Source organism: Streptomyces longhuiensis (assembly GCF_020616555.1).
GTDB classification, from domain to species: domain Bacteria; phylum Actinomycetota; class Actinomycetes; order Streptomycetales; family Streptomycetaceae; genus Streptomyces; species Streptomyces longhuiensis.
The window spans coordinates 2224711-2239191 of sequence record NZ_CP085173.1 but is presented as its reverse complement, the minus strand read 5'-3'; the positions used below and the strand labels follow the sequence as shown (position 1 = coordinate 2239191).

Below are 14481 nucleotides of genomic sequence, written 5' to 3'. Positions count from 1 at the left end.
GTCCCCCTCCGTGTGAGGACACCCACGATGTACAAACTCTTCTTCAACCTCGTCTTCAAGCGCATGGACCCGGAGAAGGCCCACCACCTGGCCTTCCGCTGGATCCGCCTCGCGGCCCGCGTCCCCGTGCTCCGCACGTTCGTCGCGGCCGTCCTCGCGCCCCGCCACAAGGAACTGCGCACGGAAGCCCTCGGCCTGCGCATGCACGGCCCCTTCGGGCTCGCCGCCGGCTTCGACAAGAACGCCGTCGCGATCGACGGCATGACGATGCTCGGTTTCGACCACATCGAGATCGGCACCGTCACGGGCGAGCCGCAGCCCGGCAACCCCAAGAAGCGCCTGTTCCGCCTCGTGCCGGACCGCGCGCTGATCAACCGCATGGGGTTCAACAACGAGGGCTCCGCGGCCGTGGCGGAGCGCCTGGCGGCCCGCAGGCCCGCCTTCAGGGCCACCGTCGGCGTGAACATCGGCAAGACCAAGGTCGTCCCCGAGGAGGAGGCGGCCGGCGACTACGTGAAGTCGACCGAGCGGCTCGCCGCCCACGCCGACTACCTCGTCGTGAACGTCTCCTCGCCGAACACCCCCGGCCTGCGCAACCTCCAGGCCACCGAGGCGCTGCGTCCGCTCCTGACCGCCGTGCGCGAGGCCGCCGACCGCACCGTCACCTCGCGCCGCGTCCCCCTCCTGGTGAAGATCGCCCCCGATCTGGCCGACGAGGACGTCGACGCCGTCGCCGACCTGGCGGTGGAGCTCGGCCTCGACGGGATCATCGCCACGAACACCACCATCGCGCGTGAGGGCCTCGGTCTGGCGTCCGACCCGTCCCTCGTGAAGGAGACCGGCGGCCTGTCCGGCGCGCCCCTCAAGGCACGCTCCCTGGAGGTCCTCAGGCGCCTCTACGCGCGCGTGGGCGACCGGATCACCCTGGTGGGCGTCGGCGGCATCGAGAACGCCGAGGACGCCTGGCAGCGCATCCTCGCCGGCGCCACCCTCGTCCAGGGCTACAGCGCCTTCATCTACGAGGGCCCCTTCTACGCCCGCGCCATCCACAAGGGCCTCGCCGCCCGCCTGAACACCTCGCCGTACGCCACCCTCGCCGACGCGGTCGGCGCCGACGTGAAGAAGGCCCACGCATGACGGTTCTCGAACCCTTCGGCGCCCGCCTGCGCCGCGCCATGGACGAGCGTGGCCCTCTCTGCGTCGGCATCGACCCGCACGCGGCGCTGCTGTCGGCGTGGGGTCTGAACGACGACATCGACGGCCTGGAGCGCTTCACGCGGATCTCGGTCGAGGCGCTCGCCGACACCGTCGCCGTCGTCAAGCCGCAGTCGGCGTTCTTCGAGCGCTTCGGCTCGCGCGGCGTCGCCGTCCTGGAGCGCGCCGTCGTGGACCTGCGCGCCGCCGGCACGCTCGTCGTCATGGACGCCAAGCGCGGCGACATCGGCTCCACCATGGCCGCGTACGCGGAGACCTTCCTGCACAAGGACTCCCCGCTCTTCTCGGACGCCCTGACCGTCTCGCCGTACCTCGGCTACGGGTCCCTGAAGCCGGCCGTCGACCTGGCCCGCGAGTCCGGCGCCGGGCTCTTCGTCCTCGCCCTCACCTCGAACCCGGAGGGCGGCGAGGTCCAGCACGCCGTACGCGCCGACGGGCGCAACGTGGGCGCGACGATGCTCGCCCACCTCACCGAGGAGAACGCCGGCGAGACGCCCATGGGCTCCTTCGGCGCCGTCGTCGGGGCGACGCTCGGGGACCTGTCCTCGTACGACCTGGACATCAACGGTCCGCTCCTCGCCCCGGGCATCGGCGCCCAGGGCGCGACCCCGGCGGATCTGCCCGGTGTCTTCGGCGCGGCCGCGCGCAACGTCGTCCCGAACGTCAGCCGCGCCGTCCTGAAGGCGGGCCCCTCGGTCGCCGCCCTGCGCGAGGCGTCGGTCCGCTTCGCCGACGAGGTCCGTGCGGCGGTCGCCGCCGCCTGACCCGGCTCGATCGTCTGAAGGCCCCCGCACACGCGTGCGGGGGCCTTCCGCATGCCCGTGAGGTATCCGGAATGCGGGCACCAGGTCACAGATTCGCAGCTCTTCGTGGGGCCGAGAGGCGCTGCCGAGGTGCTGCCGAAGTGCGAAAACGGTCTTCGCGGGGGCACTTGAGAGCCTCCTTGACCATTCCGTGATGTTTCAGCGGGGCCTCGGGGAGGGGCTCTCGTCCGGATCCGGGCAGAAATCCGGGGTCATATGTCTGTAATGTCTGGCTCGACGGAGGCTGACCAGGACTTTTCGTCTGTTCTCGCTGACTCAGGCGGTCCTGGCCGCTAGTCTCCGTCGAGTGGGGGCACCTCCCACGCTCTCAAGGCAGTGGGGGAGAAACGGGCGAGCGTTTTGCTCGTTGCTCCCCAGGTGAGGGGCGACTAGGTTCCTCACCGGTCCGTATCCGACAGTTCGACATCCGAGGTGACGTAGGCGTGGCTCTTCCGCCCCTTACCCCTGAACAGCGCGCAGCCGCGCTCGAAAAGGCCGCCGCGGCTCGCCGGGAGCGGGCCGAGGTCAAGAATCGACTCAAGCACTCCGGCGCCTCCTTGCACGAGGTCATCAAGCAGGGTCAGGAGAACGACGTCATCGGCAAGATGAAGGTCTCCGCCCTCCTTGAGTCCCTCCCGGGCGTGGGCAAGGTCCGCGCCAAGCAGATCATGGAGCGGCTCGGAATTTCCGAGAGCCGCCGCGTGCGCGGACTCGGTTCCAACCAGATCGCGTCCCTGGAGCGCGAGTTCGGCAGCACCGGCGCCTAGTCCTCCGTGCCCGGACCGACTGGTCCGGGCATGCGGGGATAGCTGGAATAATCGCTGCATGAGTGAACGTCCGCGGCTGACCGTGCTCTCCGGCCCCTCCGGGGTCGGCAAGAGCACGGTCGTCGCTCATATGCGCAAGGAACACCCCGAGGTCTGGCTGTCGGTTTCGGCCACCACCCGCAAGCCGCGCCCCGGCGAGAAGCACGGTGTCCACTACTTCTTCGTCACCGACGAGGAAATGGACAAGCTGATCGCCAACGGCGAGCTGCTGGAGTGGGCCGAGTTCGCGGGCAACCGGTACGGGACCCCCCGCCGGGCCGTCCTGGACCGTCTCGAGTCGGGCGAACCCGTCCTCCTCGAGATCGATCTCCAGGGCGCCAGGCTCGTCCGCGAGTCGATGCCGGAGGCCCAGCTGGTCTTCCTCGCCCCGCCGAGCTGGGAGGAGCTGGTCCGCCGGCTCACCGGCCGTGGGACCGAGGCCCCCGAGGTGATCGAGCGCAGACTCGCGGCCGCCAAGATCGAGCTCGCCGCCGAGGCCGAGTTCGACACGACCCTGGTCAACACCTCCGTCGAGGACGTGGCCCGCGAGCTGCTAGCCTTGATGAGAGTTGTTTGATCTTCGATCTATTTGTGATCTCCAATTCCGCCGGAGCAATCCCGCGTTTTCCTGATCACATGTGATCTTCAATCCCATCGGAAGGCAGAGAGTGTCCTCTTCCATTACCGCGCCCGAGGGCATCATCAACCCGCCGATTGATGAGCTGCTCGAGGCGACCGACTCGAAGTACAGCCTCGTGATCTACGCCGCCAAGCGCGCGCGCCAGATCAACGCGTACTACTCGCAGCTCGGTGAGGGCCTGCTCGAGTACGTCGGCCCGCTGGTGGACACCCACGTCCACGAGAAGCCGCTCTCGATCGCGCTCCGCGAGATCAACGCGGGGCTGCTGACGTCCGAGGCCATCGAGGGTCCGGCTCAGTAATCAGTCAGTTTTCTTCACCACAGGCCCGGCAGCGCGACTGTCGGGCCTGTGGTGTGTCATGGAGTCGTACGTCTCCGAGGGGAGTCGTCGTTCCCGAGTGCGGGAATCCGAGTGCGGGGAGGCACGGACGGTGGACAAGCCCAAGGTCGTTCTGGGGGTCAGTGGCGGAATCGCCGCCTACAAGGCGTGCGAACTCCTGCGCCGGCTGACCGAGTCGGGACACGACGTACGCGTCGTGCCGACGGAGTCCGCCCTGCACTTCGTGGGCGAGTCGACCTGGTCGGCGCTGTCCGGCAACCCTGTCTCGACCGAGGTGTGGGAGTCCGTCCACGAGGTCCCGCACGTCCGTATCGGGCAGCACGCCGACCTCGTGATCGTCGCGCCCGCCACCGCCGACATGCTCGCCAAGGCCGCGCACGGCCTGGCCGACGACCTCCTCACGAACACGCTCCTGACCGCCCGCTGTCCGGTCGTCTTCGCCCCCGCCATGCACACGGAGATGTGGGAGCACCCGGCGACGCGGGAGAACGTGGCCACGCTCCGCCGCCGCGGCGCCCTCGTCATCGAGCCCGCCGTCGGCCGCCTCACCGGCGTCGACACGGGCAAGGGCCGCTTCCCCGACCCGGTGGAGATCTTCGAATTCGTACGCCGGGTCCTCGCGCGCGGCGATCAGGCGACCGTCCAGGACCTCTCCGGACGCCATGTCGTCATCAGCGCCGGCGGCACCCGCGAGCCGCTCGATCCGGTCCGCTTCCTCGGCAACCGCTCCTCGGGCAAGCAGGGGTACGCCCTCGCGCGCACGGCGGTCGCCCGCGGCGCCCGCGTCACCCTCCTGGCGGCGAACGCGGCGCTGCCCGACCCGGCCGGCGTCGACGTCGTCCATGTGGGTACGGCCGTACAGCTGCGCGAGGCCGTCCTCGAGGCGGCGCCGGAGGCGGACGTGGTGGTCATGGCGGCCGCGGTGGCCGACTTCCGCCCCGAGACGTACGCCACAGGAAAGATCAAGAAGAAGGACGGGCAGGAGCCGGAACCCATCGTCCTGGTCCGTAATCCGGACATCCTCGCCGAACTCTCGGCGGACCGGCCGCGCCCCGGGCAGATCGTCGTCGGCTTCGCCGCCGAGACGGACGACGTCCTTGCCAACGGCCGTAAGAAGCTGGCCCGTAAGGGCTGTGACCTGCTCGTCGTCAACGAGGTGGGGGAGCGCAAGACCTTCGGATCCGAAGAGAACGAGGCTGTCCTGCTCGGCGCGGACGGCAGCGAGACCCCGGTCCCGTACGGCCCGAAGGAAGTGCTCTCCGACACGATCTGGGACGAGGTCGTCCGGCTGCTGCCCGTCGGTGACGCGCGGGCCCAGGAGCGGATCTACGACGGCGAGTGAATGCCACGTTCGCTCCAGCGGAGGTTGCGAATGGCGAGAAACCCGTAGAATTCGGTCAGGTTCGCCTCTTCCTAAGAGCGATTGTCGTACCGCAGAATGCAGTGCCGCTGGTCACAGCGCTCCCAAGTGGCGAGACGCGTGGTCCGACGGCCGAGAGTGACCGATAAACTGGTCACGGACGACGCCGGGCGCAGCTCCCGGCCGTCCGCAAATGATCAGCCAGCAGCCGCTGCAACCACAGGGAGCGTTGTGTCCCGTCGCCTGTTCACCTCGGAGTCCGTGACCGAGGGTCACCCCGACAAGATCGCTGACCAGATCAGCGACACCATTCTCGATGCACTTCTGCGGGAGGACCCGACCTCCCGGGTCGCCGTGGAGACGCTCATCACCACGGGCCTCGTGCACGTCGCCGGTGAGGTCACGACCAAGGCGTACGCGCCGATCGCGCAGCTCGTGCGCGAGAAGATCCTCGAGATCGGTTACGACTCCTCGAAGAAGGGCTTCGACGGCGCCTCCTGCGGCGTGTCGGTGTCCATCGGCTCGCAGTCCCCCGACATCGCCCAGGGCGTCGACACGGCCTACGAGTCGCGTGTCGAGGGTGACGAGGACGAGCTCGACAAGCAGGGCGCGGGCGACCAGGGCCTGATGTTCGGCTACGCGTGCGACGAGACGCCCGAGCTGATGCCGCTCCCGATCCACCTCGCGCACCGCCTCTCGCGGCGCCTGTCCGAGGTCCGCAAGAACGGGACGATCCCGTACCTGCGCCCCGACGGCAAGACCCAGGTCACCATCGAGTACGACGGCGACAAGGCCGTCCGCCTCGACACGGTCGTGGTCTCCTCCCAGCACGCGTCGGACATCGACCTCGAGTCCCTGCTCGCCCCCGACATCCGCGAGTTCGTCGTGGAGCACGTCCTGAACCAGCTCATCGAGGACGGCATCAAGCTGGACACCGAGGGCTACCGCCTGCTGGTGAACCCCACCGGCCGCTTCGAGATCGGCGGCCCGATGGGCGACGCCGGCCTGACCGGCCGCAAGATCATCATCGACACGTACGGCGGCATGGCCCGCCACGGTGGCGGCGCCTTCTCGGGCAAGGACCCGTCCAAGGTCGACCGCTCGGCCGCCTACGCGATGCGCTGGGTCGCCAAGAACGTCGTCGCGGCCGGCCTGGCCACCCGCTGCGAGGTTCAGGTCGCGTACGCGATCGGCAAGGCCGAGCCGGTGGGCCTCTTCGTCGAGACGTTCGGCACGGCCGCGGTGGACACGGACAAGATCGAGCAGGCGATCACCGAGGTCTTCGACCTCCGCCCGGCCGCGATCATCCGCGACCTCGACCTGCTCCGTCCGATCTACTCGCAGACCGCCGCGTACGGTCACTTCGGCCGCGAGCTCCCCGACTTCACGTGGGAGCGCACGGACCGCGTGGACGCGCTGCGCAAGGCCGCGGGTATCTGAGCGGGACCTGTACGGCGGACGACGCCTGTATGTGAACGGCCCCGGACCGGTTCGGTCCGGGGCCGTCGCGCGTCTCCGCCCCCATCGCGGCGGCCGCTGTCAGTGCGGTCTGGTAGGAATTTGGCTGTGAGCAGCGAGAACGGGCAGGGCGACGGCGGCGGTGAGGGTGCGCCGCCCGAGCAGCTTGCGCTGATTCGGGAGACCGTGCGGCAGGCCAAGGTGCCGCGGGCCAAGCCGCGTACGTGGCGGGGGGCCGCCCTCGCCAAGGAGCTGCCCGTGGCGCGGGTGCTCGTGGACAAGGGTGTGCTGCATCTCGACCGGTACTTCGACTACGCGGTGCCCGAGGAGCTCGACGCCGACGCGCAGCCGGGGGTGCGGGTGCGCGTGCGGTTCGGCGCCGGGAAGCACTCCGTGCGGGACGGGCGCCGCGAGGGGGGCGGTCTGATCGACGGGTTCGTCGTCGAGCGGGTCGCCGCGTCCGAGTACCAGGGTCCGCTCGCCGCCCTCGCACAGGTCGTGTCGCCCGAGCCCGTGCTCGGGGAGGAGCTGCTCGGTCTCACCCGCGCCGTCGCCGACCGGTACGCGGGAAGCCTCGCCGACGTGCTCCAGCTGGCCGTCCCGCCGCGGAACGCTCGCGCGGAGAAGAAGCCGTCGCCCGAGCCGCTCCCGCCTCCGCCGGCGCCGGACGCGGGCAGCTGGCGGCGGTACGAGCGCGGGCCGGGATTCCTGGAGGCTCTCGCGTCGGGCGGCGCGCCACGGGCCGTGTGGACCGCGTTGCCCGGACCTGAGTGGGCCGACGAAGTGGCGCGCGCCGTCGCCGCGACCCTCTCCTCCGGGCGCGGGGCCCTGGTCGTCGTGCCCGACGGTCGGGTGGTCGCGCGGGTCGACGCCGCGCTCGGCGCCGTACTCGGCGAGGGACGGCATGCCGTGCTGACCGCCGACGCGGGTCCCGAGAAGCGGTACCGCGAGTGGCTCGGGGTGCGGCGCGGGTCGGTACGGGCGGTCGTGGGCACCCGGGCCGCGATGTTCGCCCCCGTGCGGGATCTGGGGCTCGTCGTCATCTGGGACGACGGGGACTCCAGCCACGCGGAGCCGCATGCGCCGCAGCCGCATGCGCGCGATGTGCTGCTGTTGCGGGCCGCGCACGACAAGTGTGCTTTTCTGCTGGGGAGTTGGAGCTGCACGGTCGAGGCCGCGCAGCTCGTCGAGAGCGGTTGGGCCGCACCCCTCGTCGCGGGGCGTGAGCAGGTGCGGGGCGCCGCGCCCCTCGTACGGACGGTGGGGGACGGGGATCTCGCGCGCGACGAGGCGGCGCGGGCCGCGCGGCTGCCCTCGCTCGCGTGGCAGGTGGTGCGGGAAGGGCTGAAGAGCGGGCCGGTTCTGGTGCAGGTGCCGCGGCGCGGCTATGTACCGCGGCTCGCGTGCGAGCGGTGCCGCGAGCCCGCGCGATGCCGCCACTGCGCCGGGCCGCTGGAGGCGAGTGAGGGGACGTCCAGCCTGAAGTGCGGCTGGTGCGGCCAGGAGGAGAGTGCCTGGCACTGCCAGGAGTGCGGCGGGTTCCGGCTGCGGGCGCAGGTCGTCGGGGCGCGCAGGACGGCGGAGGAGCTGGGGCGGGCGTTTCCGGCGGTGCCGGTGCGCACGTCCGGGCGGGAGCAGGTCCTCGACACGGTGCCGGGGGCGCCGGCCCTGGTGGTGAGTACGCCGGGCGCGGAGCCGGTGGCCGAAGGCGGGTACGCGGCCGCGCTGTTGCTCGACGGCTGGGCGATGCTGGGTCGCCCCGATCTGCGGGCGGGGGAGGACGCGCTGCGGCGCTGGGTCGCGGCGGCCTCGCTGGTCAGACCGCAGGGGGCGGGCGGCACGGTGGTGATCGTGGCCGAGCCGACGCTGCGGCCCGTGCAGGCGCTGGTGCGGTGGGACCCGGTGGGGCACGCCGTGCGGGAGCTCTCCGAGCGGGCCGAGCTCGGCTTCCCGCCGGTGTCGAGGATGGCGGCGGTCTCGGGCGCGCCCGAGGCGCTCGCCGGGTTCCTGGCGGCGGTGGAACTGCCGGGTGACGCCGAGGTGTTGGGCCCTGTCCCGGTGCCGGACACGCCGCCGGGACCGTCACGCCGCCCCGGGGCCCCGCCGCCGGGGGAGCACTGGGAGCGCATCCTGGTCAGGGTCCCGCCCGGCAGTGGCGCGGCACTCGCGTCGGCGCTGAAGCACGCGCAGGCGGCCCGGATGGCCCGCGGCGGCACGGAGCCGGTGCGGGTGCGGGTGGATCCGCCGGACATCGGCTGACGTGGTGTGCGCGGTGCGGGGTGGCGCGCTCGGAGGGCCGGTGGCATCGGCCTGGCCCGGATGGTGCTGCCCCGAAGCAACACATTGCGCGCACCCCCAACATGCCTCCGCCTCCCCGCACTTGTCACGCGGGGAGGCAGTGAGTGAGGTCAGCCGTTGCGAGGGCCGGGGAAGGCCGTCGGGCGGGGGTCCTCGCGGAGCGCCTGGCTGCCCGCTGTGGGCTGCGTGGGCATGGAGCGGGCGGCAGGGACGGACGGGATCGTCGCCGTGCCGATGGGAACGGGGGGCCGTGTCCCCACCGTCTCCGTGGCGCGCTCGGCCTCGGCCGCAGCCTGCGCCGCGGCCCTGCGGGCCCCGTACCGGCGGTGTACGGCCTGCTTGGTCACCCCGAGCGCGGAGCCCACGGCGTCCCACGAGAAGCCCAGCGAGCGGTCGAAGTCGACGGCGGCGGTCACCAGCGTCTCGACGCTGTCGCGCAGCTCCTGGGCCAGGCGGACGGTCGGGGCGGGAGCGCGCCCGTAGACGACGAAGCCCGCGGAGGGGCCGGAGCGGCGCGGGCGGTAGACGTTGCCGAGCTGGGCGGTGAGGGTGCGCAGTGCGTCCACCTGCCGGCGGACCCGCTCGATGTCCCGTACCAGGAGGTGCAGGCTGGCCCGTGCCTGGGCGTCGTGGGTTGCGTGGTCGGCCATGAACAAGCCTCTCGAAACCGGCGTTGAAACGGATCGGGCCGCATCTGTGGCCCTTGGTTGGTCAACTCTTCCTTGACCAACGCGCCAGTTGGTGAGGGGTCACGCTGGAGGGGCGTATGCGCATATGCGCAGGGCGCGCGTCGATGCGTACGCCCCCAGGGGCGGGCGGCCCCGAATATCCGAGGGAATCGGCCCGTGGAACGGCCATAGACTGGTGTGCTGCCCGTCAACTCCCTGCCCCGAGAGGCCGAAAGACACCTATGAAGCTCGTCTTCGCAGGCACCCCCGAGGTCGCCGTTCCCGCTCTGGACGCCCTGATCGCCTCCGACCGTCACGAGGTCGCCGCGGTCGTCACCCGGCCGGACGCTCCCGCGGGCCGCGGTCGCAGGCTCGTCGCCAGTCCGGTCGCCGAGCGCGCGGAGGAGGCGGGGATCGAGGTCCTCAAGCCCGTGAAGCCGCGCGACGAGGCGTTCCTGGCCCGGCTGCGCGAGATCGCGCCCGACTGCTGCCCGGTCGTCGCCTACGGCGCGCTGCTGCCGAAGGTCGCCCTCGACGTCCCCGCGCGCGGCTGGGTCAACCTGCACTTCTCGTTGCTGCCCGCCTGGCGCGGCGCCGCCCCCGTGCAGCACGCGATCATGGCCGGCGACGAGATCACCGGTGCGTCCACGTTCCTGATCGAGGAGGGGCTCGACTCCGGGCCGATCTACGGGACGGTGACGGAGATGGTGCGGCCCACTGACACGAGCGGCGACCTGCTCACCCGGCTGGCGTTCGCGGGCGCCGGACTGCTCTCCGCGACCATGGACGGCATCGAGGACGGCTCCCTGAAGGCCCTGCCGCAGCCCGCCGACGGCATCACGGTCGCGCCGAAGATCACCGTCGAGAACGCACACGTCGACTGGGCGGCGCCCGCCCTGCGCGTCGACCGCGTCGTCCGCGGCTGCACGCCCGCGCCCGGTGCCTGGACCGTCTTCCGGGACGAGCGCCTCAAGCTCATCCAGGCCGTCCCCGTCCCGGCCCGCACCGATCTCGCGCCCGGTGAGCTCGCCGTCGGCAAGAAGAACCTGTACGTGGGGACCGGCTCGTACGCGGTGGAGCTGCTGTGGGTGCAGGCCCAGGGCAAGAAGCCGATGGCCGCGGCCGACTGGGCACGCGGGGTGCGGATCGCCCCGGGCGAGCGCCTGGGCGGGACCGACGTAGGCTGAATGGGTTCGAGCCGATACCAGCAGCGGAGCACCTTTGAACGACCAGCCCGGCCGGCGTCCCCAGAAGTCAGGTAAGCCCGGCACCCCCGGGAAGCAGGGAAAGCCGTACCGCCGCCCGCAGAAGGACCCGGTCCGCTACCTCGCCTTCGAGGCGCTGCGGGCCGTGGACGAGCGCGATGCGTATGCGAACCTCGTGCTCCCGCCGCTGCTGCGCAAGGCCCGCGAGAAGGGCGACTTCGACGCCCGTGACGCGGCGCTCGCCACGGAGCTGGTGTACGGGACGCTGCGTCGGCAGGGCACGTACGACGCGATCGTCGCCGCCTGTATCGACCGGCCGCTGCGGGAGGTCGACCCGCCGGTTCTCGACGTGCTGAACATGGGCGTCCACCAGCTGCTCGGCACGCGGATCCCCACGCACGCCGCCGTGTCGGCCTCCGTGGAACTGGCGCGGGTCGTGCTGGGCGACGGGCGCGCCAAGTTCGTGAACGCCGTACTCCGCAAGGTCGCGCAGGACGACCTCGACGGGTGGGTGGAGAAGGTCGCGCCCCCGTACGACGAGGACGCCGAGGACCATCTCGCGGTGGTGCATTCGCATCCGCGATGGATCGTGTCGGCGCTGTGGGATTCGCTGGGCGGTGGCCGTGCGGGCATCGAGGACCTGCTGGAGGCCGACAACGAGCGGCCCGAGGTCACGCTCGTGGCGCGGCCGGGCCGGACGACCGCGGACGTCGTCCTGGACGAGGTCGGCGAGGAGTCGGCCCTGCCGGGGCGCTGGTCGCCGTACGCCGTGCGGCTCACCGAGGGCGGTGAGCCCGGCTCGCTCGACCCCGTGCGGACCGGCCGGGCCGGTGTCCAGGACGAGGGCAGCCAGCTCGTGGCGATCGCCCTCGCGAACGCGCCCCTGGAGGGCCGGGACGAGAAGTGGCTCGACGGCTGCGCCGGACCCGGCGGCAAGGCGGCCATGCTCGCCGGGCTCGCCTCCGAGCGGGGTGCGGCCCTGCTCGCCGCCGAGAAGCAGCCCCACCGGGCCCGCCTCGTGGCGAACGCGCTCGCGGGGAACCCGGGCCCGTACCAGGTCATCGCGGCCGACGGCACCCGCCCGCCGTGGGGTCCCGGTACGTTCGACCGCGTCCTCATGGACGTGCCGTGCACCGGTCTCGGTGCGCTGCGCCGCAGGCCCGAGGCGCGCTGGCGGCGGCGCCCCGAGGACCTGGAGGGCTTCGCGCCGCTCCAGCGCTCGCTCCTGACCACCGCCCTCGACTCCGTACGGGTGGGAGGCGTCGTCGGCTACGCAACCTGCTCGCCGCACCTCGCCGAGACCCGCGCCGTCGTGGACGACGTCATGAAGCACCACCCCGGTGCCGAACTCATCGACGCGCGCCCGCTGCTGCCCGGCGTACCGGCGCTCGGGGACGGCCCCGACATCCAGCTCTGGCCGCATCTGCACGGCACGGACGCGATGTATCTGGCGCTGATCCGACGCACCGCCTGACACCGACGCACGGCCGACCGTCGGTCCCGCGCGCCGTCAGGTGCCGGGGTCGGCGGTCCTTGCGGGGGTGGGCGCCGGTGGACGCGTCTGCGTGGCCCGCGCCGCTGCCGGGACCGGCCACGCCGAGTCTCGGGCTGCTGGTCCGGGGCCCGCTGATCCCGTGGGAGCGCAGCCACTTGGAGCGCCGTCGGCAGACCGGCCGGGCCGCCGAGCGACCTCGGTCCGCCTTCGGCACGTCCGCCATGGCGGTCCTCCGGCTGCCCGCACGGCGCTGTCCCGCGGGGCGCTCAGCATGGCACGGGGGCCAGGGCGCGGCATCCGGGGAGCGAGACAGGTCTGGACCGGGGGGAGCAACCGGCGCCGGGCATGGCAGTCTTGGGTCATGGCCGTGCAGATCAACCCCAGCATCCTGTCCGCGGACTTCGCCCGCCTTGCCGAGGAGGCAAAGGCCGTCGAGGGCGCCGACTGGCTCCATGTCGACGTCATGGACAACCACTTCGTCCCGAACCTGACCCTCGGGGTGCCGATCGTGGAGTCCCTGACGCGGGCCACGGACATCCCGCTGGACTGCCATCTGATGATCGAGGACGCCGATCGCTGGGCGCCGCAGTACGTCGAGGCGGGCGCCGGGTCCGTCACCTTCCACGCGGAGGCTGCGGCCGCCCCCATCCGGCTGGCCCGCGAGATCCGCGCCAAGGGCGCACGTGCCTCCATGGCGCTCAAGCCGGCGACCCCCATCGAGCCGTACGAGGACCTGCTCCCCGAGCTCGACATGCTGCTGATCATGACGGTCGAGCCGGGCTTCGGCGGGCAGGCCTTCCTGGACATCATGCTGCCGAAGATCCGCCGCACCCGTGAGCTGATCAGCAAGCACGGCCTCGAACTCTGGCTCCAGGTCGACGGCGGTGTCTCGGCCTCCACCATCGAGCGCTGCGCGGAGGCGGGCGCCGACGTCTTCGTCGCAGGTTCCGCCGTCTACGGCGCCGCCGACCCCGCCCAGGCGGTACGTGCACTGCGCACGCAGGCGGAGACGGTGTCGGCCGCCGCGGCCTGGGCATGCGGCCACTGAGCCACGGGAACGTGAACGCCGCCCATCAGGGCAGATCAAGTCCGCCACATCTGCAAGGATGAACGGCGAGTCCAGGTTGTGAACAGCAGTGAGGAGATCGCCGTGTCGGCACTGTCGCCGGGTCGCTCAGCGATGCGGATGGGACCCGCGGAGCTGGTGCAGGCGGCGGCCATGGCCCGCCGCTTCTATCTCGAGGGCAAATCCAAGATCCAGATCGCCGAGGAGTTCGGCGTGAGCCGCTTCAAGGTGGCCAGGGTCCTGGAGACCGCGCTCGAACGGGATCTCGTACGCATCGAGATCCGCGTACCGGCCGAGCTCGACGCGGAGCGCTCCGACGCGCTGCGCGCCCGCTACGGCCTGCGGCACGCCGTGGTGGTCGAGTCCCCGGCCGAGGCCGAGGAGTCGCCCGACCCCGAGAACCTCGGAGAGGTCGCGGCCGACCTCCTGGGCGAGCTGGTCTCCGAGGGCGATGTGCTCGGCCTGGCATGGGGCCGCTCGACCATTCACATGGCGGCCGCGCTCGACCGGCTGCCGCCCTGCACGGTCGTGCAGCTCACAGGCGTGTACGACGCCGGGACCGCCGAGCGCGGCTCCGTCGAGGCCGTGCGGCGCGCCGCCCAGGTCTCCGGCGGCGAGGCCCACCCGATCTACGCGCCGATGCTCCTGCCCGACCCGGCCACCGCGGCCGCGCTGCGCAGCCAGACGGGCATCGCCCGCGCCTTCGAGTACTTCGACAAGGTCACGGTCGCCTGCGTCTCCATCGGCTCCTGGGAGCCGGGCATCTCCACCGTCCACGACATGCTCAGCGACGAGGAGCGGGCCCACTACGCCTCGCTCGGCGTCGCCGCCGAGATGTCCGCGCACCTCTTCGACGCCGAGGGCCGGCGGGTCGGCCGTGACCTGGGCGAGCGGTGCATCACGGTCGAGGCGGACCGCCTGCGGCGGATACCGGAGGTCGTCGCCATCGCGGGCGGTCAGCGCAAGGCCGCCGCGATCGACGCGGTGCTGAGGTCGGGGCTCGTCACCAGCCTGGTCACGGACACGGCCGCCGCGGACTTCCTCCTCACCGCGGGCCCCACACCGAAGCCGGCGCTGAACCGCGCGGACCCCGACGGGGCCTAGGCCCCGTCGGGCGCGGTACCCGC

13 protein-coding genes are annotated in these 14481 nt (G+C 72.0%); 12 read left to right on the top strand and 1 reads right to left on the bottom strand.

Annotated features, from left to right (window positions below):
* Nucleotides 1-27 precede the first annotated feature (27 nt).
* From LGI35_RS10550 to LGI35_RS10515, 8 genes are all read left to right on the top strand, one after another.
* Nucleotides 28-1137, top strand: a complete 1110-nt coding sequence (locus LGI35_RS10550) for a quinone-dependent dihydroorotate dehydrogenase (protein WP_227293632.1) — start codon at nucleotides 28-30, stop codon at nucleotides 1135-1137.
* Nucleotides 1134-1979, top strand: a complete 846-nt coding sequence (pyrF, locus tag LGI35_RS10545) for an orotidine-5'-phosphate decarboxylase (RefSeq protein ID WP_227293631.1) — start codon at nucleotides 1134-1136, stop codon at nucleotides 1977-1979. Before LGI35_RS10550 ends, pyrF begins: the two co-directional genes overlap by 4 nt.
* A 482-nt stretch (nucleotides 1980-2461) precedes the next feature.
* Nucleotides 2462-2785 carry an integration host factor gene (locus LGI35_RS10540; protein ID WP_026246651.1) on the top strand — a complete coding sequence of 108 codons (324 nt, stop codon included), beginning with the start codon at nucleotides 2462-2464 and terminating at the stop codon, nucleotides 2783-2785.
* A 58-nt stretch (nucleotides 2786-2843) separates the two neighbouring features.
* Nucleotides 2844-3401, top strand: a complete 558-nt coding sequence (gene gmk, locus LGI35_RS10535) for a guanylate kinase (RefSeq protein ID WP_116503433.1) — start codon at nucleotides 2844-2846, stop codon at nucleotides 3399-3401.
* Between the two features lie 91 nt (nucleotides 3402-3492).
* Complete coding sequence (gene rpoZ, locus LGI35_RS10530) at nucleotides 3493-3765, top strand: DNA-directed RNA polymerase subunit omega (protein WP_005319902.1); 273 nt, start codon at nucleotides 3493-3495, stop codon at nucleotides 3763-3765.
* Between the two features lie 130 nt (nucleotides 3766-3895).
* Complete coding sequence (coaBC, locus tag LGI35_RS10525; RefSeq protein WP_227293630.1) at nucleotides 3896-5146, top strand: bifunctional phosphopantothenoylcysteine decarboxylase/phosphopantothenate--cysteine ligase CoaBC; 1251 nt, start codon at nucleotides 3896-3898, stop codon at nucleotides 5144-5146.
* 249 nt (nucleotides 5147-5395) lie between these two features.
* On the top strand, nucleotides 5396-6604 hold the full coding sequence (gene metK, locus LGI35_RS10520) for a methionine adenosyltransferase (RefSeq protein WP_227293629.1): 1209 nt from the start codon (nucleotides 5396-5398) through the stop codon (nucleotides 6602-6604).
* A gap of 126 nt (nucleotides 6605-6730) precedes the next feature.
* Nucleotides 6731-8881 carry a primosomal protein N' gene (locus LGI35_RS10515; protein ID WP_227293628.1) on the top strand — a complete coding sequence of 717 codons (2151 nt, stop codon included), beginning with the start codon at nucleotides 6731-6733 and terminating at the stop codon, nucleotides 8879-8881.
* Nucleotides 8882-9030: 149 nt separating this feature from the next.
* On the opposite strand, the gene LGI35_RS10510 is transcribed toward LGI35_RS10515, so the two are convergent.
* Entirely contained in the window at nucleotides 9031-9570 is a 540-nt protein-coding gene (locus LGI35_RS10510) for a hypothetical protein (RefSeq protein WP_227293627.1), read from the bottom strand.
* Between the two features lie 260 nt (nucleotides 9571-9830).
* Between LGI35_RS10510 and fmt the strand changes: the two genes are divergently transcribed.
* The 4 genes from fmt to LGI35_RS10490 all read left to right on the top strand — a co-directional run bounded on the left by fmt (nucleotide 9831) and on the right by LGI35_RS10490 (nucleotide 14458).
* Nucleotides 9831-10775, top strand: coding sequence for a methionyl-tRNA formyltransferase (gene fmt, locus LGI35_RS10505; protein ID WP_227293626.1), 945 nt, complete (start codon nucleotides 9831-9833; stop codon nucleotides 10773-10775).
* Between the two features lie 34 nt (nucleotides 10776-10809).
* Nucleotides 10810-12267: an RsmB/NOP family class I SAM-dependent RNA methyltransferase gene (locus LGI35_RS10500; RefSeq protein ID WP_227293625.1), complete on the top strand. Its 1458-nt coding sequence runs from the start codon at nucleotides 10810-10812 to the stop codon at nucleotides 12265-12267.
* Nucleotides 12268-12649: 382 nt separating this feature from the next.
* Entirely contained in the window at nucleotides 12650-13336 is a 687-nt protein-coding gene (gene rpe / locus LGI35_RS10495; RefSeq protein WP_227293624.1) for a ribulose-phosphate 3-epimerase, read from the top strand.
* A gap of 78 nt (nucleotides 13337-13414) precedes the next feature.
* Nucleotides 13415-14458 (top strand): sugar-binding transcriptional regulator, encoded by a 1044-nt coding sequence (locus tag LGI35_RS10490; protein WP_227293623.1) that lies wholly within the window; start codon nucleotides 13415-13417, stop codon nucleotides 14456-14458.
* Nucleotides 14459-14481: the final 23 nt, after the last annotated feature.

What these genes read in the sequence shown, in the direction of transcription:
- pyrF (WP_227293631.1), top strand. Translation starts at nt 1,134, where the DNA reads ATGACGGTTCTCGAACCCTTCGGCGCCCGCCTGCGCCGCGCCATGGAC.
- rpe (WP_227293624.1), top strand. Translation starts at nt 12,650, where the DNA reads ATGGCCGTGCAGATCAACCCCAGCATCCTGTCCGCGGACTTCGCCCGC.
- fmt (WP_227293626.1), top strand. Translation starts at nt 9,831, where the DNA reads ATGAAGCTCGTCTTCGCAGGCACCCCCGAGGTCGCCGTTCCCGCTCTG.
- gmk (WP_116503433.1), top strand. Translation starts at nt 2,844, where the DNA reads ATGAGTGAACGTCCGCGGCTGACCGTGCTCTCCGGCCCCTCCGGGGTC.
- LGI35_RS10510 (WP_227293627.1), bottom strand. Translation starts at nt 9,570, where the DNA reads ATGGCCGACCACGCAACCCACGACGCCCAGGCACGGGCCAGCCTGCAC.
- LGI35_RS10550 (WP_227293632.1), top strand. Translation starts at nt 28, where the DNA reads ATGTACAAACTCTTCTTCAACCTCGTCTTCAAGCGCATGGACCCGGAG.